This is a genomic window from Sphingobium salicis subsp. salicis (genome assembly GCF_049472635.1).
Taxonomy (GTDB): Bacteria; Pseudomonadota; Alphaproteobacteria; order Sphingomonadales; family Sphingomonadaceae; genus Sphingobium; species Sphingobium yanoikuyae_A.
The window spans coordinates 2,416,473-2,438,050 of the sequence record NZ_JAYRCS010000001.1; the positions used below are offsets into that span (position 1 = coordinate 2,416,473).

At 66.7% G+C, this 21,578-nt stretch carries 17 protein-coding genes; 1 reads left to right on the forward strand and 16 read right to left on the reverse strand.

Annotated features, from left to right (window positions below):
* Positions 1-3: 3 nt before the first annotated feature.
* Positions 4-1,692, forward strand: coding sequence for an amidohydrolase (locus tag VHN57_RS11745; RefSeq protein ID WP_287431377.1), 1,689 nt, complete (start codon positions 4-6; stop codon positions 1,690-1,692).
* A 9-nt stretch (positions 1,693-1,701) separates the two neighbouring features.
* Here the strand turns inward: VHN57_RS11745 and VHN57_RS11750 are convergent, their stop codons facing one another.
* The 16 genes from VHN57_RS11750 to VHN57_RS11825 form a co-directional block, all read right to left on the reverse strand.
* Positions 1,702-3,444 (reverse strand): MFS transporter, encoded by a 1,743-nt coding sequence (locus tag VHN57_RS11750; protein ID WP_375187662.1) that lies wholly within the window; start codon positions 3,442-3,444, stop codon positions 1,702-1,704.
* A complete protein-coding gene (locus VHN57_RS11755) occupies positions 3,444-4,190 on the reverse strand; it encodes an FkbM family methyltransferase (RefSeq protein ID WP_278987443.1) in 747 nt (248 codons plus the stop codon). Before VHN57_RS11755 ends, VHN57_RS11750 begins: the two co-directional genes overlap by 1 nt.
* On the reverse strand, positions 4,187-5,326 hold the full coding sequence (locus tag VHN57_RS11760) for a glycosyltransferase family 4 protein (RefSeq protein WP_423283941.1): 1,140 nt from the start codon (positions 5,324-5,326) through the stop codon (positions 4,187-4,189). Before VHN57_RS11760 ends, VHN57_RS11755 begins: the two co-directional genes overlap by 4 nt.
* Positions 5,323-6,606, reverse strand: coding sequence for a hypothetical protein (locus tag VHN57_RS11765; protein WP_278987447.1), 1,284 nt, complete (start codon positions 6,604-6,606; stop codon positions 5,323-5,325). Before VHN57_RS11765 ends, VHN57_RS11760 begins: the two co-directional genes overlap by 4 nt.
* A 14-nt stretch (positions 6,607-6,620) precedes the next feature.
* Positions 6,621-7,373 (reverse strand): class I SAM-dependent methyltransferase, encoded by a 753-nt coding sequence (locus VHN57_RS11770; protein ID WP_278987439.1) that lies wholly within the window; start codon positions 7,371-7,373, stop codon positions 6,621-6,623.
* Positions 7,374-7,449: 76 nt separating this feature from the next.
* A complete protein-coding gene (locus VHN57_RS11775) occupies positions 7,450-8,583 on the reverse strand; it encodes a glycosyltransferase family 2 protein (RefSeq protein WP_278987437.1) in 1,134 nt (377 codons plus the stop codon).
* Between the two features lie 2 nt (positions 8,584-8,585).
* Positions 8,586-9,956 (reverse strand): sugar transferase, encoded by a 1,371-nt coding sequence (locus tag VHN57_RS11780; protein ID WP_423283943.1) that lies wholly within the window; start codon positions 9,954-9,956, stop codon positions 8,586-8,588.
* Positions 9,957-9,999: 43 nt separating this feature from the next.
* A complete protein-coding gene (locus tag VHN57_RS11785) occupies positions 10,000-11,895 on the reverse strand; it encodes an XrtA/PEP-CTERM system amidotransferase (RefSeq protein ID WP_278987298.1) in 1,896 nt (631 codons plus the stop codon).
* Positions 11,896-11,905: 10 nt separating this feature from the next.
* Positions 11,906-13,441, reverse strand: coding sequence for an exosortase A (xrtA, locus tag VHN57_RS11790; protein WP_278987299.1), 1,536 nt, complete (start codon positions 13,439-13,441; stop codon positions 11,906-11,908).
* On the reverse strand, positions 13,438-14,667 hold the full coding sequence (locus VHN57_RS11795; protein ID WP_278987301.1) for a TIGR03087 family PEP-CTERM/XrtA system glycosyltransferase: 1,230 nt from the start codon (positions 14,665-14,667) through the stop codon (positions 13,438-13,440). Before VHN57_RS11795 ends, xrtA begins: the two co-directional genes overlap by 4 nt.
* Positions 14,664-15,737 (reverse strand): FemAB family XrtA/PEP-CTERM system-associated protein, encoded by a 1,074-nt coding sequence (locus VHN57_RS11800; RefSeq protein WP_278987303.1) that lies wholly within the window; start codon positions 15,735-15,737, stop codon positions 14,664-14,666. The genes VHN57_RS11795 and VHN57_RS11800 overlap by 4 nt, the downstream gene beginning before the upstream one ends.
* 60 nt (positions 15,738-15,797) lie before the next feature.
* Positions 15,798-16,868 (reverse strand): FemAB family XrtA/PEP-CTERM system-associated protein, encoded by a 1,071-nt coding sequence (locus tag VHN57_RS11805; protein WP_423283946.1) that lies wholly within the window; start codon positions 16,866-16,868, stop codon positions 15,798-15,800.
* The gene (locus tag VHN57_RS11810; protein ID WP_278987308.1) at positions 16,865-17,713 is read right to left on the reverse strand and encodes an XrtA system polysaccharide deacetylase; all 849 of its coding nucleotides are present in this window, start codon (positions 17,711-17,713) and stop codon (positions 16,865-16,867) included. Before VHN57_RS11810 ends, VHN57_RS11805 begins: the two co-directional genes overlap by 4 nt.
* 32 nt (positions 17,714-17,745) lie before the next feature.
* Positions 17,746-18,966: an XrtA/PEP-CTERM system-associated ATPase gene (locus VHN57_RS11815; RefSeq protein ID WP_423283948.1), complete on the reverse strand. Its 1,221-nt coding sequence runs from the start codon at positions 18,964-18,966 to the stop codon at positions 17,746-17,748.
* Between the two features lie 58 nt (positions 18,967-19,024).
* The gene (locus VHN57_RS11820; protein ID WP_017499986.1) at positions 19,025-20,629 is read right to left on the reverse strand and encodes a TonB-dependent receptor; all 1,605 of its coding nucleotides are present in this window, start codon (positions 20,627-20,629) and stop codon (positions 19,025-19,027) included.
* Positions 20,626-21,564, reverse strand: a complete 939-nt coding sequence (locus VHN57_RS11825) for an AAA family ATPase (protein WP_017499985.1) — start codon at positions 21,562-21,564, stop codon at positions 20,626-20,628. The genes VHN57_RS11820 and VHN57_RS11825 overlap by 4 nt, the downstream gene beginning before the upstream one ends.
* Positions 21,565-21,578: the final 14 nt, after the last annotated feature.

Genomic DNA, 21,578 nt, shown 5'->3' on the forward strand with positions numbered 1-21,578 from the left:
ATGATGCTGGCGGCGATCGCCGCGCTTGCTCTGCCGATGCCCGCTTATGCATCGGGCGTGATCGACAATGTGAACGGCATCGCCATCGGACCGGATGGCAAGATCGTCCATTTTGGCGCGCTGATGATCGACGATGAGGGCAAGGTCGAGAAGCTGATCCAGGGCCGCTATCAGGAGCCCGAGTACAAGCCCAAGAAGCCCAAGCGCGGCCAGCCCTGGCCCGAGCGACCGAAAGGCCCGAGCTTCAAGCTGGACGCAGGCGGCAAGACGCTGATCCCCGGCCTGATCGATGCGCATGGCCATGTCATGGGGCTTGGCCTTTCGCTGATCACGCTGGACCTGTCCGACACGAAATCGCTGGCCGAGGCGCAAGCGAAGATCCGCGCCTATGCGCAGGAGAATACCGGCCGCAAATGGATCATCGGCACCGGCTGGAACCAGGAGACATGGGGGCTGGGCCGGTTCCCGACCGCCGCCGAACTGGACGCGGCCGTGGGCGACATTCCGGTCTGGCTGGAGCGGATCGACGGCCATGCCGGCTGGGCCAACAGTGCCGCGATCCGCGCGGCCGGCGTCAGCGCCACGACCAAGGCACCGGCTGGCGGGCGGATCGAGATGGCGGCGGGCAAGCCGGCGGGCGTCTTCGTCGACAAGGCGATGGACCTGATCCAGAAGGTGGTGCCCGCCCCTGCCCCCAAGGATCGTGACAATGCGCTGGAAAAGGCGCAGCGCGCGCTGCTGGCGGTGGGCATCACCGGCATTGCCGACATGGGCACCAGCATCGAGGATTGGCAGGCCTTCCGCCGGTCGGCCGACCGCGGCGCGCTGCGCGTGCGGATCATGTCCTATGCCTATGGCCTCGACAATATGGTGCTGATCGCCGGGCCGGAACCCACGCCCTGGCTCTATGACGATCATCTGCGCATGGGCGGGATCAAGCTGCTGCTGGACGGCGCGCTGGGATCACGCGGTGCCTGGCTGAAGGCGGATTATAGCGATGCGCCGGGCCAGCGCGGGCTGCCGATGATCCCGTCAACGCAGCTGCGCAACATCATGAGCCGCGCGGCGATGGACAATTTCCAGGTCGCGGTCCACGCGATCGGCGACGCCGCCAATGGCGAGATACTCGACGCGATCCAGGAAATGTCGGACACCTATAGCGGCGACCGGCGCTGGCGGGTCGAACATGCCCAGATCATCGATCCGGCCGACCTGCCGCGCTTTGCCCGCTACGGTACGATCGCGTCGATGCAGCCGGTGCATGAAACGTCGGACTGGCGCATGGCGACAGCGCGGCTGGGCGAGGCGCGGCTGAAGGGCGCCTATGCCTGGAAGGCAATGCTGGACAATAAGGTACCGTTGGCATTCGGTTCGGACGTGCCGGTCGAAAGCCCCAATCCCTTCCCCGGTATCGCTGCCGCCATGTCGCGACAGGACGCCAGGGGCGAGCCGGCCGGCGGCTGGATGCCCGAGCAGAAGGTGAGCTTCGAGGCGGCGCTGGACGGCTTTACCCGGCAGGCGGCCTTTGCCGGCTTTGCCGAGAAGAAATTCGGCAGTCTGGTGCCGGGGCAGCGGGCGGACTTCCTGCTGATCGACCGCAATATCGAGACGGCCAGCCCGACCGACATTCGCGGCACGCAGGTGCTGGAAACCTGGATCAACGGCAAGCGGGTCTATGTGAAGGGGCAATAGCCCCTTCGCTTACATCGCGTTGTCGGCGGCGTTCATGGCGTCGTCGATCGTCTCGGGCAGCGGCGGCTGGACCGGGCGATCGCAACCGGCCAGCTTCATATGGGCGCGCAGCGTGTCCATGCGCCCGAGGTTCCAGCGCGCCAGCGGCACGCCGAGCGGGCGGAATTCGGCGCGGTCGAACAGCTCGACCACATAGGTCTTGCACAGCTCATCCACCTGATCGAGCGTCAGCATGCCAAGGTTCATGACCATCGGCTTGCCCGGCACGCCGTTGCGCCCCCGCACCAGATCGGTGACGTAAAGGCCACCGCGCGGATCGACCAGCACGACGTCCGCGCGCGAGGCGTCGATCATGCGGTGGCTGGCGGCATAGGGCTCTACGAAGACATGGGTGCGCCAGACCAGAAAGCCGGCGGTGAGCAGCGTCACCACGAAACCGATGAAGATCGGCCGCATTGCGCCCTGTGGCCGGAAGCGCGCCCAGCCAAGTCCGCCGAGCAGGCAGAAGGGGCCGATGAAGCCATGGGCATAGCGGAAGCCCCAGCCATAGCCCTGCGCCAGCGCCAGCGCACAGCCCGCCAGGCAGCCGAGCGCCAGCGGCAGGGCGATCTCACGCCCGCGGATCGCATCGCGCCAGCGCATCGCCAGCACGCCCAGACCCGCGAGCGGGACCATCAATATATTGTTCCAGGCGGCATAGCGGCTGAGATTGACCAGCGGTTGCCAGCGGTCGCCCAGACGCTGGAACAGGCTGCCCACCTTGTCGGCGACGCCGGCGGACGGGCGCACGTCGGTCGGCGCGCCGAGCGCATGGAGCAGGAAGCCGGGCCAGATCTTGGCCCAGACGATGACGATCGCGACCAGGGTCAGCGCGTGGAAGGCGGCCACGGTCCAGCGCCGCGCCAGCAGCATCCAGAGGATGAAAGGCGCGATGAAGATGGGCGGAAAATGCCATTGATGCAGGCCCGCCGCGATCAACGCGACCACGCCGGCCGAAAGATGGCCGGCAATGCCGCCGCGCAGCACCAGCGCCAGCCAGACCATGTTCAATGCGAAATGGCCGGTCATCGCATAGGGGGTCATCGCCGTGACCCAGAGCTGGGCCGAGGAAAGGCCGAGCAGCATCGTTACCCAGACGGCATCGGGCCGGTCGGGGAAGAGATGGAGCGCCACCCGCCACAGCGAGAAGAGGCCGAGCACCAGCAAGACCGGGCCGGCGAGATTGGGGTCGCCCATCTGCCAGAACAAGGCCTGGATCGCGCTGTTCACCGGCAGATAGGCGGCGGTCCAATAGTCGGCGGCACCGAAGGGCGAGAAGAATTCGGGCATGATCGCCCGGCGATAGGGTTCCCATTCGACCGGGATCGGCCGGGCGAACAGGCCTTCGCGCATATAGGCGGCGGCAAAGCGCGCGACCTCCTCATCGCGGGAGACCGAATAATCCTGGAACAGGGCATAATGGCCGGCCCAGGCGGCGAGCCCCAGCAGGACGATGATCGGCACGATGATCCGGGCGCGCGGTTGCGGCAGGCGAAAGCCCATCCCTTCCGCAAAGGGCGCGGCCAGCGCCAGCAGGAACAGGCCGATCATCAGCGCCGGAAAATCCTGATCCAGGAACAGGATGACAGCGAGGCTGACACCCTGACGCCAGGTCACATGCCAGAGGAAGGTCGCGCCCAGCCACAGGGCGAGGCCGATCGCCCCGGCAAGGAACAGGCGCCGTGCGCTGACGAAGGGCATTCCCCCTGGCATCAGCTGTCCAGCAGCGCCTTGTTGACGAAGATGCCATCCATTTCGACCAGCAGCGGAAAATGGCCCTTATTGTTGGCGAAGAAGGCGGAGGGGACGAAAGCGCGGGCCTCCAGCCAGTCGATCATCGCGCGATAGCCGGTGCCGCCTTCATAGATGGGACGCACGCCCAATTCCGTCTGGATGCCGGCCATGTCGGCGATGACGCTCCCCGCCCCTTCGCAGACCGACAGGTCATGCCCCTGTGTGTCCATCTTGAGGAAGGGCCGCGCAAAGCCATGGGTGGCGCGCAGTTCGGGCAGCAGGCTGTCGAGCCGGCGGCACTGCATCTCCACCGTCTTGGTCACCTTGTTACGGTCGGCGAAGATCGCGTCCTGCGCGCCCGACGGGGTCTTCAGCGAACTGAACTGGTCGGCGGCCATGATGTTGAAACTGGCGGTGCCGTCGAAATCGGACAGGGCCATGTTGAAGACATGCCATTTGCGGTCCGACGCGGCGGCCTTGCTCAGTTCGGCAAAGACCTCCGGGTTCGGCTCGAAGGAGAGGATGGTGCCGGCAAAGCCCGCATCCTTGCGCGCCATGGTCGCATATTGGCCGCGATTGGCGCCGACGTCGAACAGGCAGTCGATGGCGAAAGCGGACAGGAAGCGCTTGAGCGCCTGGATCTCGGGATATTGGTGGACGCGGCCGGCCAGCGCCAGGCGCAGGGCCAGCGCGCGGTCGGACAATTCGCGGACATAGCGGCTCATGCGCGCAGCACCTGGCGGTAAATATCCATCGTCGCCAAGGCCATGTCCTTCCAATTGCCCATAATATCTCCAAAGGCGCGCGCCCGCGCACCCGCTGCCTGCCTGATGGCCGCGCTTTCGATCAGCGGCAAGAGGGCTTGGGCGAGCGCCGCCGCATTTCCGGCCGGAACCCGAGTGGTGACGCCGTCCGGCAGGGTGCCGAACATGCCCGCGTTGGAGGTGACCATCGCCTTGCCATGGTGCAGCGCCGACAGGAAGGCGCCGCTCGAATCGATATGGCGATAGGGAAAGACCATCAGGTCGGCCCTCCTCATATGCGCGTCCAGCCGGGGTTCGGTGAGGAAACCGAAATCGGTGATGAGGCGGTCGCCAAAGCCAGCGGCGTGGACCGGATCGAGGATCGGCGCGACATCCATGAAGGGCTTGCCGGCCAACACCAGTTCGAAGCAATGACCCGCGCGCCAGAGCGGCAGGCAGGCCTCCACCAGCAGGTCGACGCCCTTATAGGGGCGGATCGTGCCGAAGAAGAGGATGCGGGGCGCGGCAGGTTCGGGGATGGCGGCGAGGTCCGCCGGGCTGGCGGGCGCAAGGCGCATCGGCGGATGCGGCGTCACATGGATGCGGGCGGGATCGACGCCCTGAGCGACCAGCGCCGCGCGCGTCGTGTCGCCATGGACGATCAGCGCGTCGAACCGATCGAGCAGCGCGCGATAGCCGCGCCCCTGCAGGCCGCTGTCGGCATGATAGGCATCGGCATTATGGACGGTGTGGACGAGCGCGGTGCGGCCCTTGAACCGATCGAGCATCAGCCGGTCGGCCGGCGCCAGCGGCAGCCACTGGATATGGGTGACGTCCGCGCCGGTCATCGCATCAAGATTGCCGAGCGCGCAGGTCAGGCCATATTCGGCCGCCTTGGCGAGGCGGAAGGCCCGCCCCTCCCCCAACCGATCGCGCAGGGCCTCGCTGTGGCGGAAGAAGCGCGGGGCGTAGCTATAGCCCTGCGGCACGATCGCATCGGTGGCGCGCATCGGCCGGCCGAGCAGGGTGACGCTAGCGCCCGCCTGCGCCAGGCCCGCGCACAGCCCGTCATCATAGCGCCCGGTGAAGAGCGAGGGATCGAGCATGGCGATCTTCATGCACGCACCAGCCGGCGCAGCGAGACGAGATGGAGGCTCGCGGCCAGCATCAGGGTCAAGGCATAGAGGCCGAGGAAGCCGAGATCGAAGCGATCGGGCCAGAAGGCGCCGGCGAGCGGCACACTGAGCAGCGAACCGGCAAGGAAAGGCAGCGAGCGCTGGAGCAGATGGGCGAAGCGGCCAAGCGCGGCCTGGACATAGACCGAGACGCAGATGACCGAGAGCGCGACCAGCGCCAGCGCGGTGAGGCCAAGATCGGCCTGGTCGATCGCGGCGCGGCCGTCGAACAGTTTGTCGAAAAGCCATCCGCCGACCAGCATCAGCAGCGCCGAACCGGCAAGCGCGAAGAAGAGCGCGGCGCCGAGCGCGCGGGTCAGGAGTTGGCGCACCCGCACGCTTTCGCCGGCATGATAGGCGCGGGTGATGCGCGGCAGGGCCGCCTCCACCATGGCGCGCACCAGCATCGAGAGCGAGCGCGACATCTTGAAGAAGAAGTCGAACAACAGCATCGGCCGGGCATCGCTGGTCGCCATGGCGATGGTGAAATAGGGCGCGTTATAGGCGACGATGTCCGACACGGTGAAGGCTGCCGACGCGCCGATGTCGCGCAGATAATGGCGGCGCACATGGCCACCACCAACCCGGAAGGCGAACCAGTGGCTGCGGCGCATGTCAAGGCGGCGATGGACATGGACGATGGCATAGCCGATCACCGCGACACTGACCGCCAGTTGCAACGCGACCGACAGGCGCGGATCGAGCCCGAACAGGATCGCCGCGAGCAGGCCGATCGTCACCAGGCGGCGGGCGCAATCCAGCCCTTCCCACAGGAAATTGCCATCGATCGCCGCCAGCGCCCGCTTGGCAAGCAAAGCCGGCAGGTTGAGGCAGGCGGTGAGGAAGAAGAGCAGGAACAGCGTCGGCATGGCGGTATGCAGGCCGCCCAGCGCCAGCGCGCCGAGCAGGATGACGACCGCGCCGGCAATCAGCAGCCCGAGGAAGAGGAAGAGCACGCCCATCTCCTCCAGCCGGAAGCCGCCATCGGCCGCCCCCTCATCATTGCCCAGCCAGAAGCGGCGCAGGCGCGCATAGATGATGCTGGTGAGACCGAATTCCGCCGAGATGGTGAAATTGCCGAAGGCGACGAGCAGCAGGAAGGCCTGGAACTCCGCCAGCGGCAGCACCCGCACGAAGACGAAGGTGACGGCGAAGCCCCAGATCATCACCAGCCCGACATTGGCGAGCTTGACCAGCGCGAGGATGCGGGCGGATGCCTCCATCCGCGCGAGCATGCTCACTGCGTCGCGGTTCCCAGCGGCTTGCGCGCGCGGAACAGCCGATCGTCGAGCGCATAGAAATGGCGCGTGTCGGCGTCGATGTCGCGCGCGTCGATTTCCTCCAACTCGAAGCCGGCAGCGCGGATGCGATCGGCAAAGTCGAGGCCATATTGGCGGACATGGTCCCACTGGCCGAAGCGGCGCTCGCGCTCGCGCGGGGGGATGTCGAAACTGCCATCCTCGGTCGGCTTGTCCCACAGCGGCACGATCAGCCAGGCTTCGCCGCCGGGCTTGAGCGCGCGCAGGATATTGCGCAGCACGGCCATGTCGTCGGGCACATGCTCCATCACATGGCTGGCATAGAAGAGGTCGTAGCGATCGGTGTCGGACAGCGCCATCAGGTCGACCTTGTGCATGCCGGGCACGGTATAGCGCGCGGGATCGAGATCGGCCGGGACATAGTCGGCCGCCGCCGAGAAGCGCTTGACCAGGCTCCCTTCATTGGGGGCCATGTGCAGGATCCCGCCATCGGTCGGCACGGTCAGCACGCCCTTCATGAGGAGATAGTTCATCAGCCGCTCGCGCGGCGAGGCGTTGCAATTGGGGCAGCCCCATTCGCCATTGTCGCCATAGCGGAAGAAGCCGACGACCGTCGTGCCGCAGGCCGGGCAGCCACGATTGGCGCGCGCGCCCAGCGCCTTGCGCAGGTCGAGACCCAATTTGGTCAGATGCTTGCCGGCGGCCTTGGCCACCCGCTGGACAGTAATCACGCCATTCTCCGCTCGGTATAAGCTTCCGGCCTATACAATATGGCGCGGCTTTGGCGAGGGGGATCAGCGCGAAAGATTATCGCGACTGGGCCGGATTCCAGATCGTGACGGTGCGGCCGCGCATGGCCTTGACCACGCCCTTCAGGGTTGCGGCATAGGCGATCAATATATCCATCAGTGTTGCCAGCGGGCCGCTGCGGGCCCGTCCGCCGATGCGGAAGAAGGCCGTCACCGCGATCACCCCCAGCATGGCGAGCAGGATCGACAAGCGCAACGCCAGCACCAGCACAGCGAGCGCGCCGATCAGGATGAACAGGCCGCCGAACCAACGGACGATCTTGCGCGAGGCATATTTGAACCGGTCGATCGCCGCCATGCGGCGCAGTTGCGGGCGCAAATGGCTGTGCGTGTGCCAGGCGCGGGCAGCGATCCGCACCTTGCGCCGATACTCGTCCCCGCGCCCGGTCACCAGCCGCTCGCGCGCGATCACATCCTTCGCCTTCACCAGCCGCTTGCCGGCAAAGACCACCGCCATGGAGACGGTGAGGTCGTCGAGCACGCTATCGGGAAATTCCGGATAGAGGGAGCGACGGATCGAGAAGATCGAACCGTCGGCGCCCAGCACATTGCCGGTGCGCGACTCCTCGTCCTTCAGCTTCTCCTCGATCCGCCAGTAGAGCGAACCGACGGCCGCGGTCGCGCTGTCGCCCTCGCCCAGATAATGGAGCGATCCGAGCACGCCACCAATATCGGGATCGGCATAGCGAGCGAGCAGATTGTCGATCGCGTCGGCATCCAGCAGCACATTGGCGTCGGTGAAGATCAGCACATCGCCGCGCGCACGGGCAGCAAGCAATTTCATGCCATGCGCCTTGCCGCTGCGTCCGGGGCCCTGCAACAGGGTGATAAATCCGCCGCCCCCCTGCGCAGCGATCAACCCGGCGGTGCCGTCGGACGATCCATCATCGAAGGCCAGGATTTCGAGGGTAGGATGCCGATCCTTCAGCATCGCCAGATTGGCGAGCTTGTCCGGCATCGAGGCAGCCTCATTATAGGCGCAGAAAAGCAGCGAGGCGCTGGGCAGCGGGCCATCGGCCGGCGCTTCCGCACGGGTCGGCAACAGGCGCAGGATCAGCGGATAGAAGAAGAAAGGCCAGGCGACCGCGACAAGCGAAAGCAGCAGGACAAGGACAAGCAGAAGGTCGATCATGATCAATAGGCCTTGTGATGCACCAGAACACCCAGCGTCGCGACGATGATGCGCAGGTCGCGCCAGATCGACCAGTCGCTGACATATTCCAGATCCGACTGGAGCCGGTCGATCAGATCCTGATGATGGTCGGTCGCGCCGCGATGGCCGCGCACCTGGGCAAGGCCCGTCATGCCCGGCTTGATGCAATGCCGTTCCCAATAGCGGGCGTCGACCTCCCAATAGAGGCTGTCGCCCGCCTTGGCGGCGGCGGCATGGGGGCGCGGTCCGACGACGCTCATGTCGCCGTTCAGCACGTTGAAGAGCTGGGGCAGTTCATCGATGCTGGTCTTGCGCAGGAAGGCGCCGACGCGGGTCACGCGATCATCATCGCGCTTCGTCAGCGTGGCAGCCTTGTGGTCGCTCGCCTCGGTCCGCATCGAGCGGAACTTGTAGATGGAGAAGGGCCGCCCATCCTTGCCGATGCGCGGCTGGCGGAACAGGATCGGGCCGGGGCTGGTCAGCTTCACCGCCAGGGCAGCGCCGAACAGGACGGGCGACAGCGCGATGGTGGCAATGGTGGCGACGAGGATGTCGAACAGCCGCTTGATCAGGCGATCACGGAATTGCAGCGGGCCGCCGGCGACGATGATCGTCGGCTGGCCGTCAAACTCATCGACGCGCGCGGGGGCGAAGCGCAGCAGTTCGGGGACGACGATCTCGCCCCGCGCCGAGAGCGACTTGAGCGCCGCGGACCAGTCGTCCATCCGTTCGAGCGGACAGGCGACGATCACCCGCTCCGCCATGCCGACGGCAGCGGCCAGGCGTGCGGCCATGTCGGCATCATGGCGTTCGGGATGGAGATTGGCGGCGTCCGCCTGGATCACCTCCATATGGGCGCCGGTCTCGATCGCGACCCCGTCCATGATGACGGCGGTGAGGTGCGGGACATCGCCCAGCAGGCGAACCGCCAGGCGCGCGACAGCCAGACGCACCAGCGCCAGCGTCGCCGCACCGAGCAGCAGGCCGGTGAGGAACGTCAGACGGGACAGTTGTTCGGCGATCTTGCCCAGATAGACGATCAGCAGCATCAACAGCGCCGCCTGCGCCAGCGCCAGCAGGGCGCGGAAGATGCCGCGCCGCACGCGATCCAGCGTGTTGATGCCATAGGCACCGCCCTGCACCGCGAGGATCGCATAGAGTGGCGCGACCATCGAGAACATCACCAGACCATGGGGCTTGCCCGGCTCGCCCAGGAAGGCGCCGACGACCAGCCAGTTGGCGAGGAGGAAGGCAATGAACAGCCCCGCCATGTCGCCGGCCAGGCACAGCGCATAAAGGCGCAGCCGCACAATTTCCTTCGAGACAGTCAATGAGGCGCCCTGCATGATCATTATGCTGTCCCGTTGGCACCGGGCGGGGCCGGTTGCAAGGGGATCACGCGCCGAACAGCCGGCCGAGCGCCTTGTCGAGCATCACCATTTGCCATAGCAGCCGGCCATGGTCGGCCACGCCGGCCTTGTGGTCGGCCGCGACCTTGGCCAGCATCTTCGTGTCGAACCAGCCGGTGCGAGCGAGGGCCGAGCCGCCGGCGACCGCCGTCGCCTCGCCCGCCAGCGCGCCGCGGAACCAGGCGCTGATCGGCGTCACGAAGCCCATTTTCGGGCGGTAGAGAATATCCTGCGGCAGGAAGGGCTCCATCGCCTTCTTCATGAGGTACTTGCCGCTATTGCCGCGGATACGCTGGGCGACCGGCAGGCGCGCGGCAAATTCGACCAGCCGATGGTCGAGCAGCGGTTCGCGCGCCTCCAGGCTGACGGCCATGCTCATCCGGTCGCTCTTGGTCAGGATATCGCCGGGCAGCCAGATGCGGATATCGGCATATTGGGCGCGGTCGAGCGGGTCGCGCGCCGGGGCATTGGCCATCGCCTTGATATAGCGATCCTCGGCGCGATAGGCGCCCAGCCGGCTCTTCATGTCCTGGCTGAACAGCCGCTGGCGCAGGGCATGGGGCGTGACCCCGACCGAGGCGGCATAGGCCTCCCCGCCGTCGCCGGCCAGTTCGAGGAAGGTCGATTTGGCGCGCAGCGGACGGGGCGCCCAGTCGGCCTTGGGATAATAGCGGCCAAGCGTACCGAACAAGGGTTCGCGCACCGAAGCGGGGATCAGGCCACGCAGCCTTTCCCCCTGCATCTGGAAGCGGTGGCGGCGATAGCCGGCGAACGCCTCGTCCGCGCCATCGCCCGACAGCGCCACCGTCACCTGTTCGCGCGCCAGTTCGCACACCCGGTAGGTGGGCAGCGCGGAGGCATCGGCAAAGGGTTCGTCGAAATGGAAGGCCAGCGTGTCGGCCAATCCATAATCATCGGGTGATACGATGCGCGTGCGGTGATCGGTTGCGAAGCGCCGCGCAATCCGGTCGGCATAAGCGGTCTCGTCCAGGCTGGCGACATCAAAGCCGATGGTGCAGGTCTTGACCGCCTGGTTCGACGCCTCCGCCATCAGCGCCACGACACTGCTGCTGTCGACGCCGCCGGACAGGAAGGCGCCGAGCGGCACGTCGGACACCATGCGCGAGCGCACCGCCTGACGCATCAGGGCGACCAGTTCCTCCTCCAGCACCTCCGGCTTCGCCTTGCTGCGATCGGCAAAGCTGATGTCCCAGTAACGCTGCGGATGGGGCATCGGGCGGCCGCGCACCAGGCGCAGCGTCTCACCCGCGCCCAGCTTGCGCACGCCCGCGACCATGCAGGCATCGTCGGGGACATAGCCATAGGCCAGATAATCCTCGACCGCGCTCAGGTCTGGCGCGCGGCGAAGCAAGGGGTGCGCGAGCAGGCTCTTCAATTCCGATCCGAAGATCAGGCTGCCGTCCGACAGCAGGGCATAATGGAGCGGCTTCACCCCCAGCCGGTCGCGCACCAGCCAGAGCGACTGGGCGCGCGCATCGAACAGGGCGAAGGCGAACATGCCGTTGAAGCGGCTGACGCACTCCTCGCCCCATTGGCGATAACCATGCAGGATGACTTCGGTATCGCTGTCGGTGCGGAAGACATGGCCCTTCGCCTCCAGTTCGGCGCGGACCTCGGCGAAATTATAGATTTCGCCGTTGAAGGTGACGACCAGGCTTTCATCCTCGGTCAGCATCGGCTGGGCGCCGCCGCCAAGATCGATGATCGACAGGCGCAGATGGCCCAGGCCCACGCCCGGCGCGGTCCAGATACCGCTGCCGTCCGGGCCGCGATGCGGCATCACCTCCAGCATGGCGCGCACCCGCGCAGGATCGACCGGCTTGGCCGTTTCGAGATGGAAGATGCCCGCAATTCCGCACATTGTTACGGTCCTAGCCTATGCCCGCGCTGCGGTCAGCCAATTCCTTCACATTGCCCAGATCGCGCAGGAAGACAGAGATCGCCGCGTCGGAGGGATGGCCGGGATGTTCTTCGGCGGAAACGAGGATCGCGACCGAGCGCGGATCGCGGCCGAGCAGCCGGGCGAGCATGGTCTGGACCTTCACCTCCGGCTTGCTGCCGGTCGGTGCGCCCTGCCCCACCACATAGAAGCTGACGACATGGCGGACCAGCGGGCCGGGACCGGTGATTTGCTCGCCGCGCGCGTCGGCGGGCGCCGGCGCGGGCGAGGACCAGGTCCATTCCTTGTCGGGATCGACCGCGCCCTGGCCGAAACCGACCAGTTCGCGCTTGTCCTCCTGCCGGTCAAAGGCGACGACGACGAGGTCCACGACCTGTCCGTGCGCGTTGGTATAGCGGCCAGAGATGAAATGATCGGCGCCATCGAAGCGCGGTTTCCAGGGATAGGTCTGGGCGGCACTGGTGCGGGTCCAGCCCGGCACCACCGGCAAGTCGATATGCGATGGTAGCGGACGGGCGGTGGCCGCAGTGGCCGCCAGCCAGAGCGGCGCGGCAACGATGATGCCAAGCGCGATGGCCGCCATCATGCCGGCCGGCGCCTGCCGCCGGACAGGGCGCTGCAGCGGCGCGGGATCGAACCAGGGATCACCCGGCTTGCGATCGAAGAAGGGCCAGGCGGTCGCCATCACGATGATCATGATGATCGCGAAAAAGACCCAGCCATAGACGACATGGTCGAAACCGACAGCGGCATCGACCGTGGTCAGATGGGCGACCAATATGGTGGCGAAGGCGCGCACGCCATTGGCCAGCACCGACAAGGTGAGCGCTCCGGCCATGAACAGGATGCGACGCGGCCAGCTCTGGAAGCAGACATTGCAGACCAGCGCGCCATAGGCGGTCATGGCGATCAGGAACTTGGCGCCCGAACAGGCCTCCGCCACCTCGAAATAGCCGGTCGGGGTGGTGATGAAGATGCCCTCCATATGGGCGGGCACGCCGGCCAGCGTCAGGAACATCATCGAGAGATGCGCCGTCACCAGTTGGAGATGCGGCACGATCTCCTCACCGAAGGGGACCATGAAGAAGGCGTAGAAGAGCGGGAAGAGCAAGGCGCGCGCCACCATCGGCCCGAGCAGCGCGATCACCGCGCCCTGGAGCATCAGGACCAGCGCGCCATGGCGGACCATCGCGACGCCCGCCGCCGCGCCGAGCAGCCAGGCAAAGGCGCCAAGGCCCAGCCAGATCAGGCCCGGCGGCCAGGCGACCGGCTCCAGCTGGCGCAGGCCGGGCAGACGCTGCTGCACCAGCCAGGCGATGAGGATCGGGATGAAGAGGCAATGGCCGAAAGTGGAGGCGTTCCACCAGATCGAGACCATCGAATAGAGATCGTCGAAGAAGAGCGTCAATATGGCAGCCGCGACCACGCCCAGCGCGGTCAGATGACCACGCCAGCCGGCAAGGCCCATGCGCGGCATGTCGGCAAGGGAACGGGCGCGATCGGTCATGCGGCCTGCGGGTCGGCCTTGCCCGGCGCGCCAAGCAGCAGGTCGGGCAAGCCGCCGAGCGTCGCCGACCAGCGATAACGCGCCTCGACACGGCGACGGGCGGCGAGGCCGAGTTGCGCCCCTCGGGCCGGATCGGCGAGCAGCGACAGGATCGTGTCGGCTTCGGCCGCCGGATCGGCCGCGATCAGGAAATCGCGGCCATCGACCGCATCAATGCCTTCGGCGGCCTGGGGCGAGGCGACGACCGGACGGGCCATCGCCATCGCTTCGAGCACCTTGTTCTGGATGCCGCGCGCGATGCGTAGCGGCGCCACCACCAGATCGGCGGCGGCCAGCCAGCCGCGCACATCGGGCACGCCGCCGGTGACGATGACGCCGGGGAGATCGGCGAGCGCCTGCACCGGCTTCGACGGGTTGCGGCCGACAATGGCGAAGCGCGCGTCGGGGCGCGCAGCCTGGATAGCGGGCAGCGTCTGGCGCGCGAAACTCTCGACCGCCTCGACATTGGGGCGATAATCCATTTGGCCGGTGAAGACGATCAGCGGCCCTGCCCCCTTCTCGACGGCCGGGAAATCGGCCGCGGGATCGAAATAGTCGAGCGCCACGCCATTTTCGAGCGCGACGATCCGGTCGGCGCCAAGGCCGCAGGCATCGCGAAACAGCGCCGCTTCGGCTTCGCTAACGAAGCTGCAGATATCGGCGCGGGCCGAAACCTTGCACTCGAAATCGAGCAGCACGCGCCCTTCGCGCCGGTTGATCCAGCCCATCGGGCCGGAACCCTGCGCGCCATAAGCGGCATATTTGGCCGAATCGAAATCGACGAAATCCATCAGGAACCGCACCCCCGCCGGCAGCATGGGCACGAAATGCGCCATCTGCGCCGAATAGGCAATGACGGCGCGGATCGGCCGTTCGGCCATGACCTGCGCGACCCAGCGATGGAGGTCCGGATGATCAAACAGCGACACCAGCAGCGACTGGCCGCGCGCCAGGCCGGTCAGGCCGGCGACCATGCGCGACCGGTCGCGCATCAACACGCACTGGCTGGCCGTCAGTTGCGCCATGTCCGGGGCGAAACCCATGTCGCGATCATCATCGGCAAAGCAGCCGACATGGACCGGCGCCATCTGCGCCAGCCGCTGGAGCAGATGATAGGACCGGATCTTGTCGCCCCGGTCGGGCGGGAACGGGATACGATGGCAGAGGAAAAGAAGCTCGCCCGTCATCCAAGGCCCCGCGCGATATGCGGACCGATGAGGTTGGCGACGGGCAGCGGCAGCTTCTTCCACAGTTCCACCTTGCGCCGATATTGCGGCGAGAGCGGGTTGACGTCACGCGTCTCCTTGCCCGGCGCGGTGCGCAGATGATAGCCGAGCGGATCGCCCTCGAAACCCCAGGTCTTCTTCCAAGCGGCGGGGCCGGTGCCGACCTTCGACCGGCCAAAGTCGAAATGGGTGAGGCCGCGCTCACGCGCCTGGCGCATCAGGGTGAAATAAAGGACTTCGTTGGAGCGCATCGCCCGCGCCTCCAGCCCGGCGCCATGCCAATAGGGCATGCAGGCGCCGCCATGATAGAGGCTGATGACCGCCGACAGGGGCTTGCCGTCCTTCGATACCATGGCGATGTCCGCATCCGCCCCGAACCGGTCAAGGATGGCATCGAACAGCGCGCGCGGGAAGACCGGCGTGCCGAGATTATGGACGCTCTGGCAATAGAGGCGATAATGGATGTCGCGCAGCCGCTGGTCGCGGCCGGTCTCGAACTGGAGGTCGTTGCCGAGGCCCTTGCGGATTTCCGCGCGGTGGCGCTTGGGGATCGCCTTCAGTTCCGCCTCGTCATCGGCGGCAAGCGCGCGGGAGAAACCGAGATAAGCGTCGGCCTTGTTCTGCCATGAGGCGCCGCCGGGCGCTTCACCGCCGCGCAGTTCCAGCGTGTCGCAACCCAGCCTTTCCGCCTGATACCAGGCGGCATCGGCCAGTTTGGCGATCGCCTTGCGGTGGGACGCGAGAATGCCGCCATCGACCGCGAAACCGCTGCCGACCAGCGCCTTGCCGAACAGGGCCGAACGGATATGGGTGAGCGGAAGCACGCCGTTGATCTCGCCCGAGGGCGTGCGGCCGACCAGCATGACCGCCTTCTGGCCGGTGCCGGCCTCCACACCCATGATCCAGGCCGGTCGATGAAAAGGCGTCGAGCCCGGCTGGGCGCAGACCCAGGCATCGATTTCCGCCACGACAGCCGGATCGGAGAGGCGCGCCTCTCCGACGATGACGCTCAGATCGACAATCGCATTCATCTGGTCATTCCCTCAGTACCCTGGCACCGGCATAGGCCCAAAGGGCTGAATATATGGTAATCAGCCAAGGCCCCGACTGATCATCGGCCCCAGCAGATTGGCGACCGGCAGCGGCAATTTCTTCCACAGTTCGATCCGCCGCTGATATTTTGCGCTGGTCGGGCTGACGTCGCGCAACTGGCCGGTGGGCGACCAGTCATAATAGACGAGCGGCTGCGGATCGAAGCCAAAGCTCTTTTTCCACGCGGCCTGGCCGCTGCCGACCTTGGACCGGCCAAAGTCGAACCGGCGGGCGCCGCGGGCGCGGCCATGGCCCATCAGCCGGTAATACATGAGTTCGTTGGAGCGCAGCCGGCGCGCATCGGCGCCGCCGCCGCCCCAGAAGGGCATGACCCGGTCGCCATGATAGAGGGTGAGCACGGCCGAGACCGGGCGTTCGCCATCGCGCACGATGCTGATGTCGGCATCCGCGCCAAAGGCGGCGATTACCTCGCGGAAGAGGCGCGCGGGGAAGACCGGGGTGCCGAGGTTACGAACGCATTCGGCATAGATGCGATAATGGTCGCGCAGATGCACCGAGGAGCGGCCATGATCGACGCTGAGCGCGGGATTGGCGAGCGCCTTGCGCAGTTCGGCGCGGTGCTTGCGCGGAATGGCGAGCAGTTCGGCCTCGTCATCGACGGCAAGCGGGCGGACGAAGGCGACATGCTCGCCCTCGCAGACGCGCCACCCCTCGCCCGGTGCGACACCGCCGCGCAGTTCGACCGGCGCATCGCCGCGTGCCCGGGCCTCATTCTGGGCAGCAGCAGCCAGGGCGGCGATCACGGCCGGATCATCGGCCAATATGCCACCATCGACGGCGAAGGCGGCGGACACCAGCGCCTGGCCGAACAAGCGGCTACGCACATGCTGGAGCGGCAGCAGGCCGCAAATCTGGCCCGATGGCGCGACCGCCGCGAGCATCAGCGCCCGGTTCGCGGTCGCCCGCTCGATTGCGATCAGCCAGGCCGGGCGATGGAAGGGCGTGCTGGCGCCATGGGCCAGCACATAGGCATCTGCCGCCTGCGCCTGCGCCGGATCATTGAGGTCCAGCGTGGTGATCGCCAGATCGGCCCGATTGCCTGCGATCATGCGGCGCGCGCCGCTTCCTGCGCCACCAGCGCGTCGACGCGGGTCCAGGCGAAATCCTGGGTCAGGCGGCGCAGCTTGGCGGCCATGACGGTCAGATTGGTATAGTGGCGCACCCGCGAGCGCAGCGGCGCACCGGCGACGCGCGGCTGATCCGGGTCGATTTCCCAGGGGTGGAAATAGATGATGGCGGGCCGCTGCGCCTGCCCGTTCACCTGCCGGATCGCCCAGCGCGAAAAGCCATAGGGCAGCAGGCGGAAAAAGCCCCCGCCGCCGGCCGCCAGCGTGCGCTGGCCAAGCTTCGCCGTGGTCACCGGCAGTTCGAGCAGCTCCGATCCCGCCACCGGCTTCCAGGCGAAGCGGGGCGAATCGGGCCAGCCATAATGGTCGTGCCGGATCGGCGCGACGCTGCTGGAATAGGCATAGCCTTCCTCCGCCAGGATCGGATGCGCCCAGGGCGTGCGCGGATCGATCGAGAAGCTGGGCGCGCGATAGCCCGACACCTTCTGCCCGCTGGCATCCTCCAGGATCACACGGGACTTGCGCAGGTCGGCGCGAAACTGTTCGGGGGTGAAGGTGAAGACGCGGGCATGGTCATAGCCATGGCTGGCGACTTCATGCCCGGCATCGGCGATGCGGCGCATCAAAGCGGGATAGCGTTCGGCCACCCAGCCCAGCGTGAAGAAGGTCGCGGTGACACCGGCCTGCGCGAACAGGTCCAGCACCGCATCGGTGTTGCGTTCGACGCGATGCGTCAGCCCCTCCCAATCGGAACGGTCGATCGTCCGCTCGAAGGCGCCGACCTGGAACCAGTCCTCGACATCGACGGACAGGGCATTGTGCATCATGATCTTGTCCCGGTGTTGCCGCGCGGACGCGATCAGGCGGCGTTGCGCTCCGGATCGGCGGCGCGTTCGTCGCGCTCGACCCAGTCGACCAGCAGGGTCAGCACGCGGCGCAGCGCCGCATCCTGTTCCTCGACACGAAATTCGAGACCCGACAGGCGCTCCTCGATCAAGGCGAAGCAGCCCTTGAGCGCTTCGGGATCGACCGTCGGCGCGGCATAGGAGGCATGGTTCTGCATCGCGCGCAGGGCGGCGATCTCGGCACGCAGCGCCTCGATCTCCTCATGCACGGCGGGCGACACGAGATCGGGCTGCGCCGGCGCCTGCCAGGCGACCGCCTGCGGTGCGGCGGCAGCGGCGACCGGTTCGGCCGGTGCGATCGGTTCCGGCGCGGTTTCGCCGGCGGTATCCAGCACGGACGGCGCGATCGGTTCGGCGCTGACATCCTCGTCCACGCCCATATCCTCGATCACTGCCTGGACCGCCTGACCATCAATCTCGGTCAATTGCTCCAGCGCGCCCAGCAGCAGCACGCGGCTGACCAGCGCGTTGATGCGGCGCGGCACGCCGCCGGTGGCGGCATAGATGGCGTCGAGCGCATCGTCGGTGAAATAGGGATTGCCGGTCCAGCCGACCAGCGTCAGGCGATGGCTGATATAGGGTTCGACCTCCTGCGGCAGCATCGGGTCGAGATGATGGGTCGCGATCACGCGCTGGCGCAGCTGCTCCAGCTCCGGCGAGCGGACGAGGTCGCGAAATTCGGGCTGGCCGAGCAGGAAGATCTGCAGCAGCGACTGGCCGCCCAACTGGAAGTTGGACAGCATGCGCAGTTCCTCGATTGCCGAAACCGGCAGGTTCTGCGCTTCGTCCACGATCAGCAGCGAGCGGCGGCCGGCACGGGCCTGCCCCTGAAGATAGGATTCGATCTGGCGCAATATCTGCGCCTTGGCGACGCCGTCGGTGGCCAAGCCGAAGCTCTGCGCGGCAAGGCGCAGCATGTCGTCGCCCTCGACCTGGGTCGACACGATCTTGGTCGCGGTCAGGCGCGCCGGGTCGATCGTGCTCATCAGATGGCCGACCAGCGTCGTCTTGCCGGCGCCGATGTCGCCGGTGATGACGATGAAGCCCTCGCCCTGCGCCAGGCCATAGCCCAGATAGGACAGCGCCTTGCGATGCGTCGTGCTCTCGAAATAGAAATGCGGGTCCGGCGTCAGTTGGAACGGGCGTCCCTGCAATCCATAGAACTGATCGTACATCTGTCGTCTCCATCCGGCCGACCGGCGTCGTACAGACGCCGTTATAGCCCGAATTTCCTTAAAAGCTGTAACGCAGGCCGACCTGGCCCATCGCGTTGATCAGCGTGTCAAAATCATCCGCCTTCGCCGCATCGACGCCGAGCGAAGCCGATGCCGTAAGTTTCCTGGTCAAGCCCCTGAAATAGCTTGTGAAGGCACCATAGTTCAAGACGTCCGCGCGCGCGCCGCTGGCATCGAAATAATTGATGTAGACCGCCGTATCCAACGAATCGCGGTCGTTGAACGCGTAGGTGACGGTGCCATTGCCATACCAATTCTGGTCGCGGGTGCCGCTGATCAGCACGCTCTGGGTCGTCGGCGTGATGAACTTGCGGTTGGAATAGCCGCCGCCCAGGCCAAAGCCCCAGGGGCCGCGCCGGGTGGAATATTGGCCGGCGACGCCGCGATAGCGGAAATTGGCGCCGGTGATGCCGGCCAGCGCATCGTTGAAGCATTCGCCCCCGCCGGTCGGCGAGAAGGCGCAGCCGGTGAGATCGCCGGTGAAGGGATTGCGCGGCACGATCAGGTTGGTGCCGGTAAAGGCCGCGGCATCCGCCGTGATCATCCGGCCGAAGCTCTCAATGCCGTCGAACACGGCAATGCCGATGCTGCTGTTGCGGCCCTGCCAAGTGAACTGGCCCTGATAGGACATGCCGCCATAGCGTTCGCCCACCGTCGCCTTGAGCGACGTGCGGCGATTGGGCCGCCACAGCACGCCGACATCCCAGATCAGGTCGCCGAAATCATAATAAAGTTCGCGCGGCGAGCTCTTGTCGGTGACATAGCGGCCGTTGCGGATGATCGGCACGCCATCCTCGTCCAGCAAGGGCGCGCGCTGGCTGATCTCGATATCCTCATAGCCGATGCCGCCGAGCAGCGCGACCGTGGGCGAGACCGGCATGATCGCATCGACCCGACCCCAGACATCCTCGAACCGCTGGTCGAGCTGGCTGGCATCCTCGCGGCTATAACCGGCACTGGCGGTCAGGCCGACCGGCAATATCGTGCCCGGCGCGAAGCCGACGGAGCCATTCAGGTCATGGGACCAGCTTTGTGCGAAGGAGCCATTGGCGATCGCGGCGCCGGGGACATTCACATCGACATCATCATCGACGCGGGCATAGCCCAGCCGATAGGAAGCCTTGATGTCGAGATCGCCGACCTTCGTGGCGTAACTGGGCCCGATATAGCCGCCCCAGATCTGGCTGGTAAAACGGTTGTCGATCGTCGCAGCGCCCGAATAGCCGTCGGTCCGCACGCGCGAGGCGATGCCACCGGCCTGCAGGGTGAGTTCGGGGGTCAGCTTGTAGCCGGCATTGGCGATACCGCTCAGCACGTCGGAATCGGTCGCGTGGCCCCAGCCGAAACTGTGCATATACTGGACGTCCGCTGCGGCGTTGAGCCGGCGGGTCTGGACCTCCACCGTCACGCCGGCGGTGAGATTGGTATAGGTCACGACGTCGCCGTCGCCCTTGAGCGGCACCATCACCACCTGGTCGATGCCCAGATAAGGCGTCACGTCGACCTTCCTGGTGGACGCAGGCGTGCCTTGCGCCAGCGCCGGGGCGCTGACACTGGCAAGCACCAGCAGCGATGTGCCGGCGATCAGGGCGCGCGCGATCATCCCGCCTCGCCCTTGCCATAATAGGAACCGAAGCGTCGGGCGCCGCCGGTGTAGCGAACGGCGTTGAGCAGCAACTGGACCTGCGCCCCGCCCTTCAGCAGCGCGGCCGCCTCCCGCAGCGCGCTTTCCGACGTCTTGTCGGCGCGCACGACCAGCAGCGCGACCGCGACATGGCTGGCCAGCACGGCGGCGGGCGAGGCCGCGAGCAAGGGCGGGGAATCGAACACGATGATGCGGTCGGGCCGCCCCTCGGTCAGCCGTTGCAGCAGCATCTCGGTGCGCGCCGAGGCGAGATATTCGGTATCGGCATGGCTGCGCTGCCCCGCCGGCAGGACCGACAGCGAGGGAATGTCGGTGCGCAGCACGCAATCCTCGATCGCGACCAACGGATCGGCGAGCGCGTCCATCAGCCCCGGCCCGGCCTGCAGGCCGAGCGTTTCGGGGATGCCCGGATTGCCGAAATCGGCATCAACCAGCAAAATCTCGCGATCCTGTTCGGCCGCGAGGCTGAGCGCCAGGTTGATCGCGCAGAAGGTCTTCCCCTCGCCGCTATGGGGCGAACAGAGGAGGATGCGGTTGCCGCGCGGATTGTCCTGAAGATGGGTCAGCAGCCCACGCTTGAGCAGGCGGAACTCCTCGCTCATCGCGGTGACCGGCGCGCCGGGCACCAGGAAGCCGGCTTCGGTCAGCCGGTCGCGATCGACCGGCTGGGCCGGGCTGGTCCAGGCCTGGGCACGGAAAATCGGCGCCTCGTCGGACATGACCGGGGCCGGCGCCGGCGGCGCGGGATCGAACATCGGCGGCGGCGGCGGCGCATCGGCCGGCACGTCGACGGCCGGTGCTGCGCGTCCACGCAGGGCCGCCTGAAAATCGAAAATCTCGGTGGCGCGTTCGATCAGCGAGCCGCGGCCCTTGATGGGGCTATGCTGGTTCATGGGATCAGGCTCCT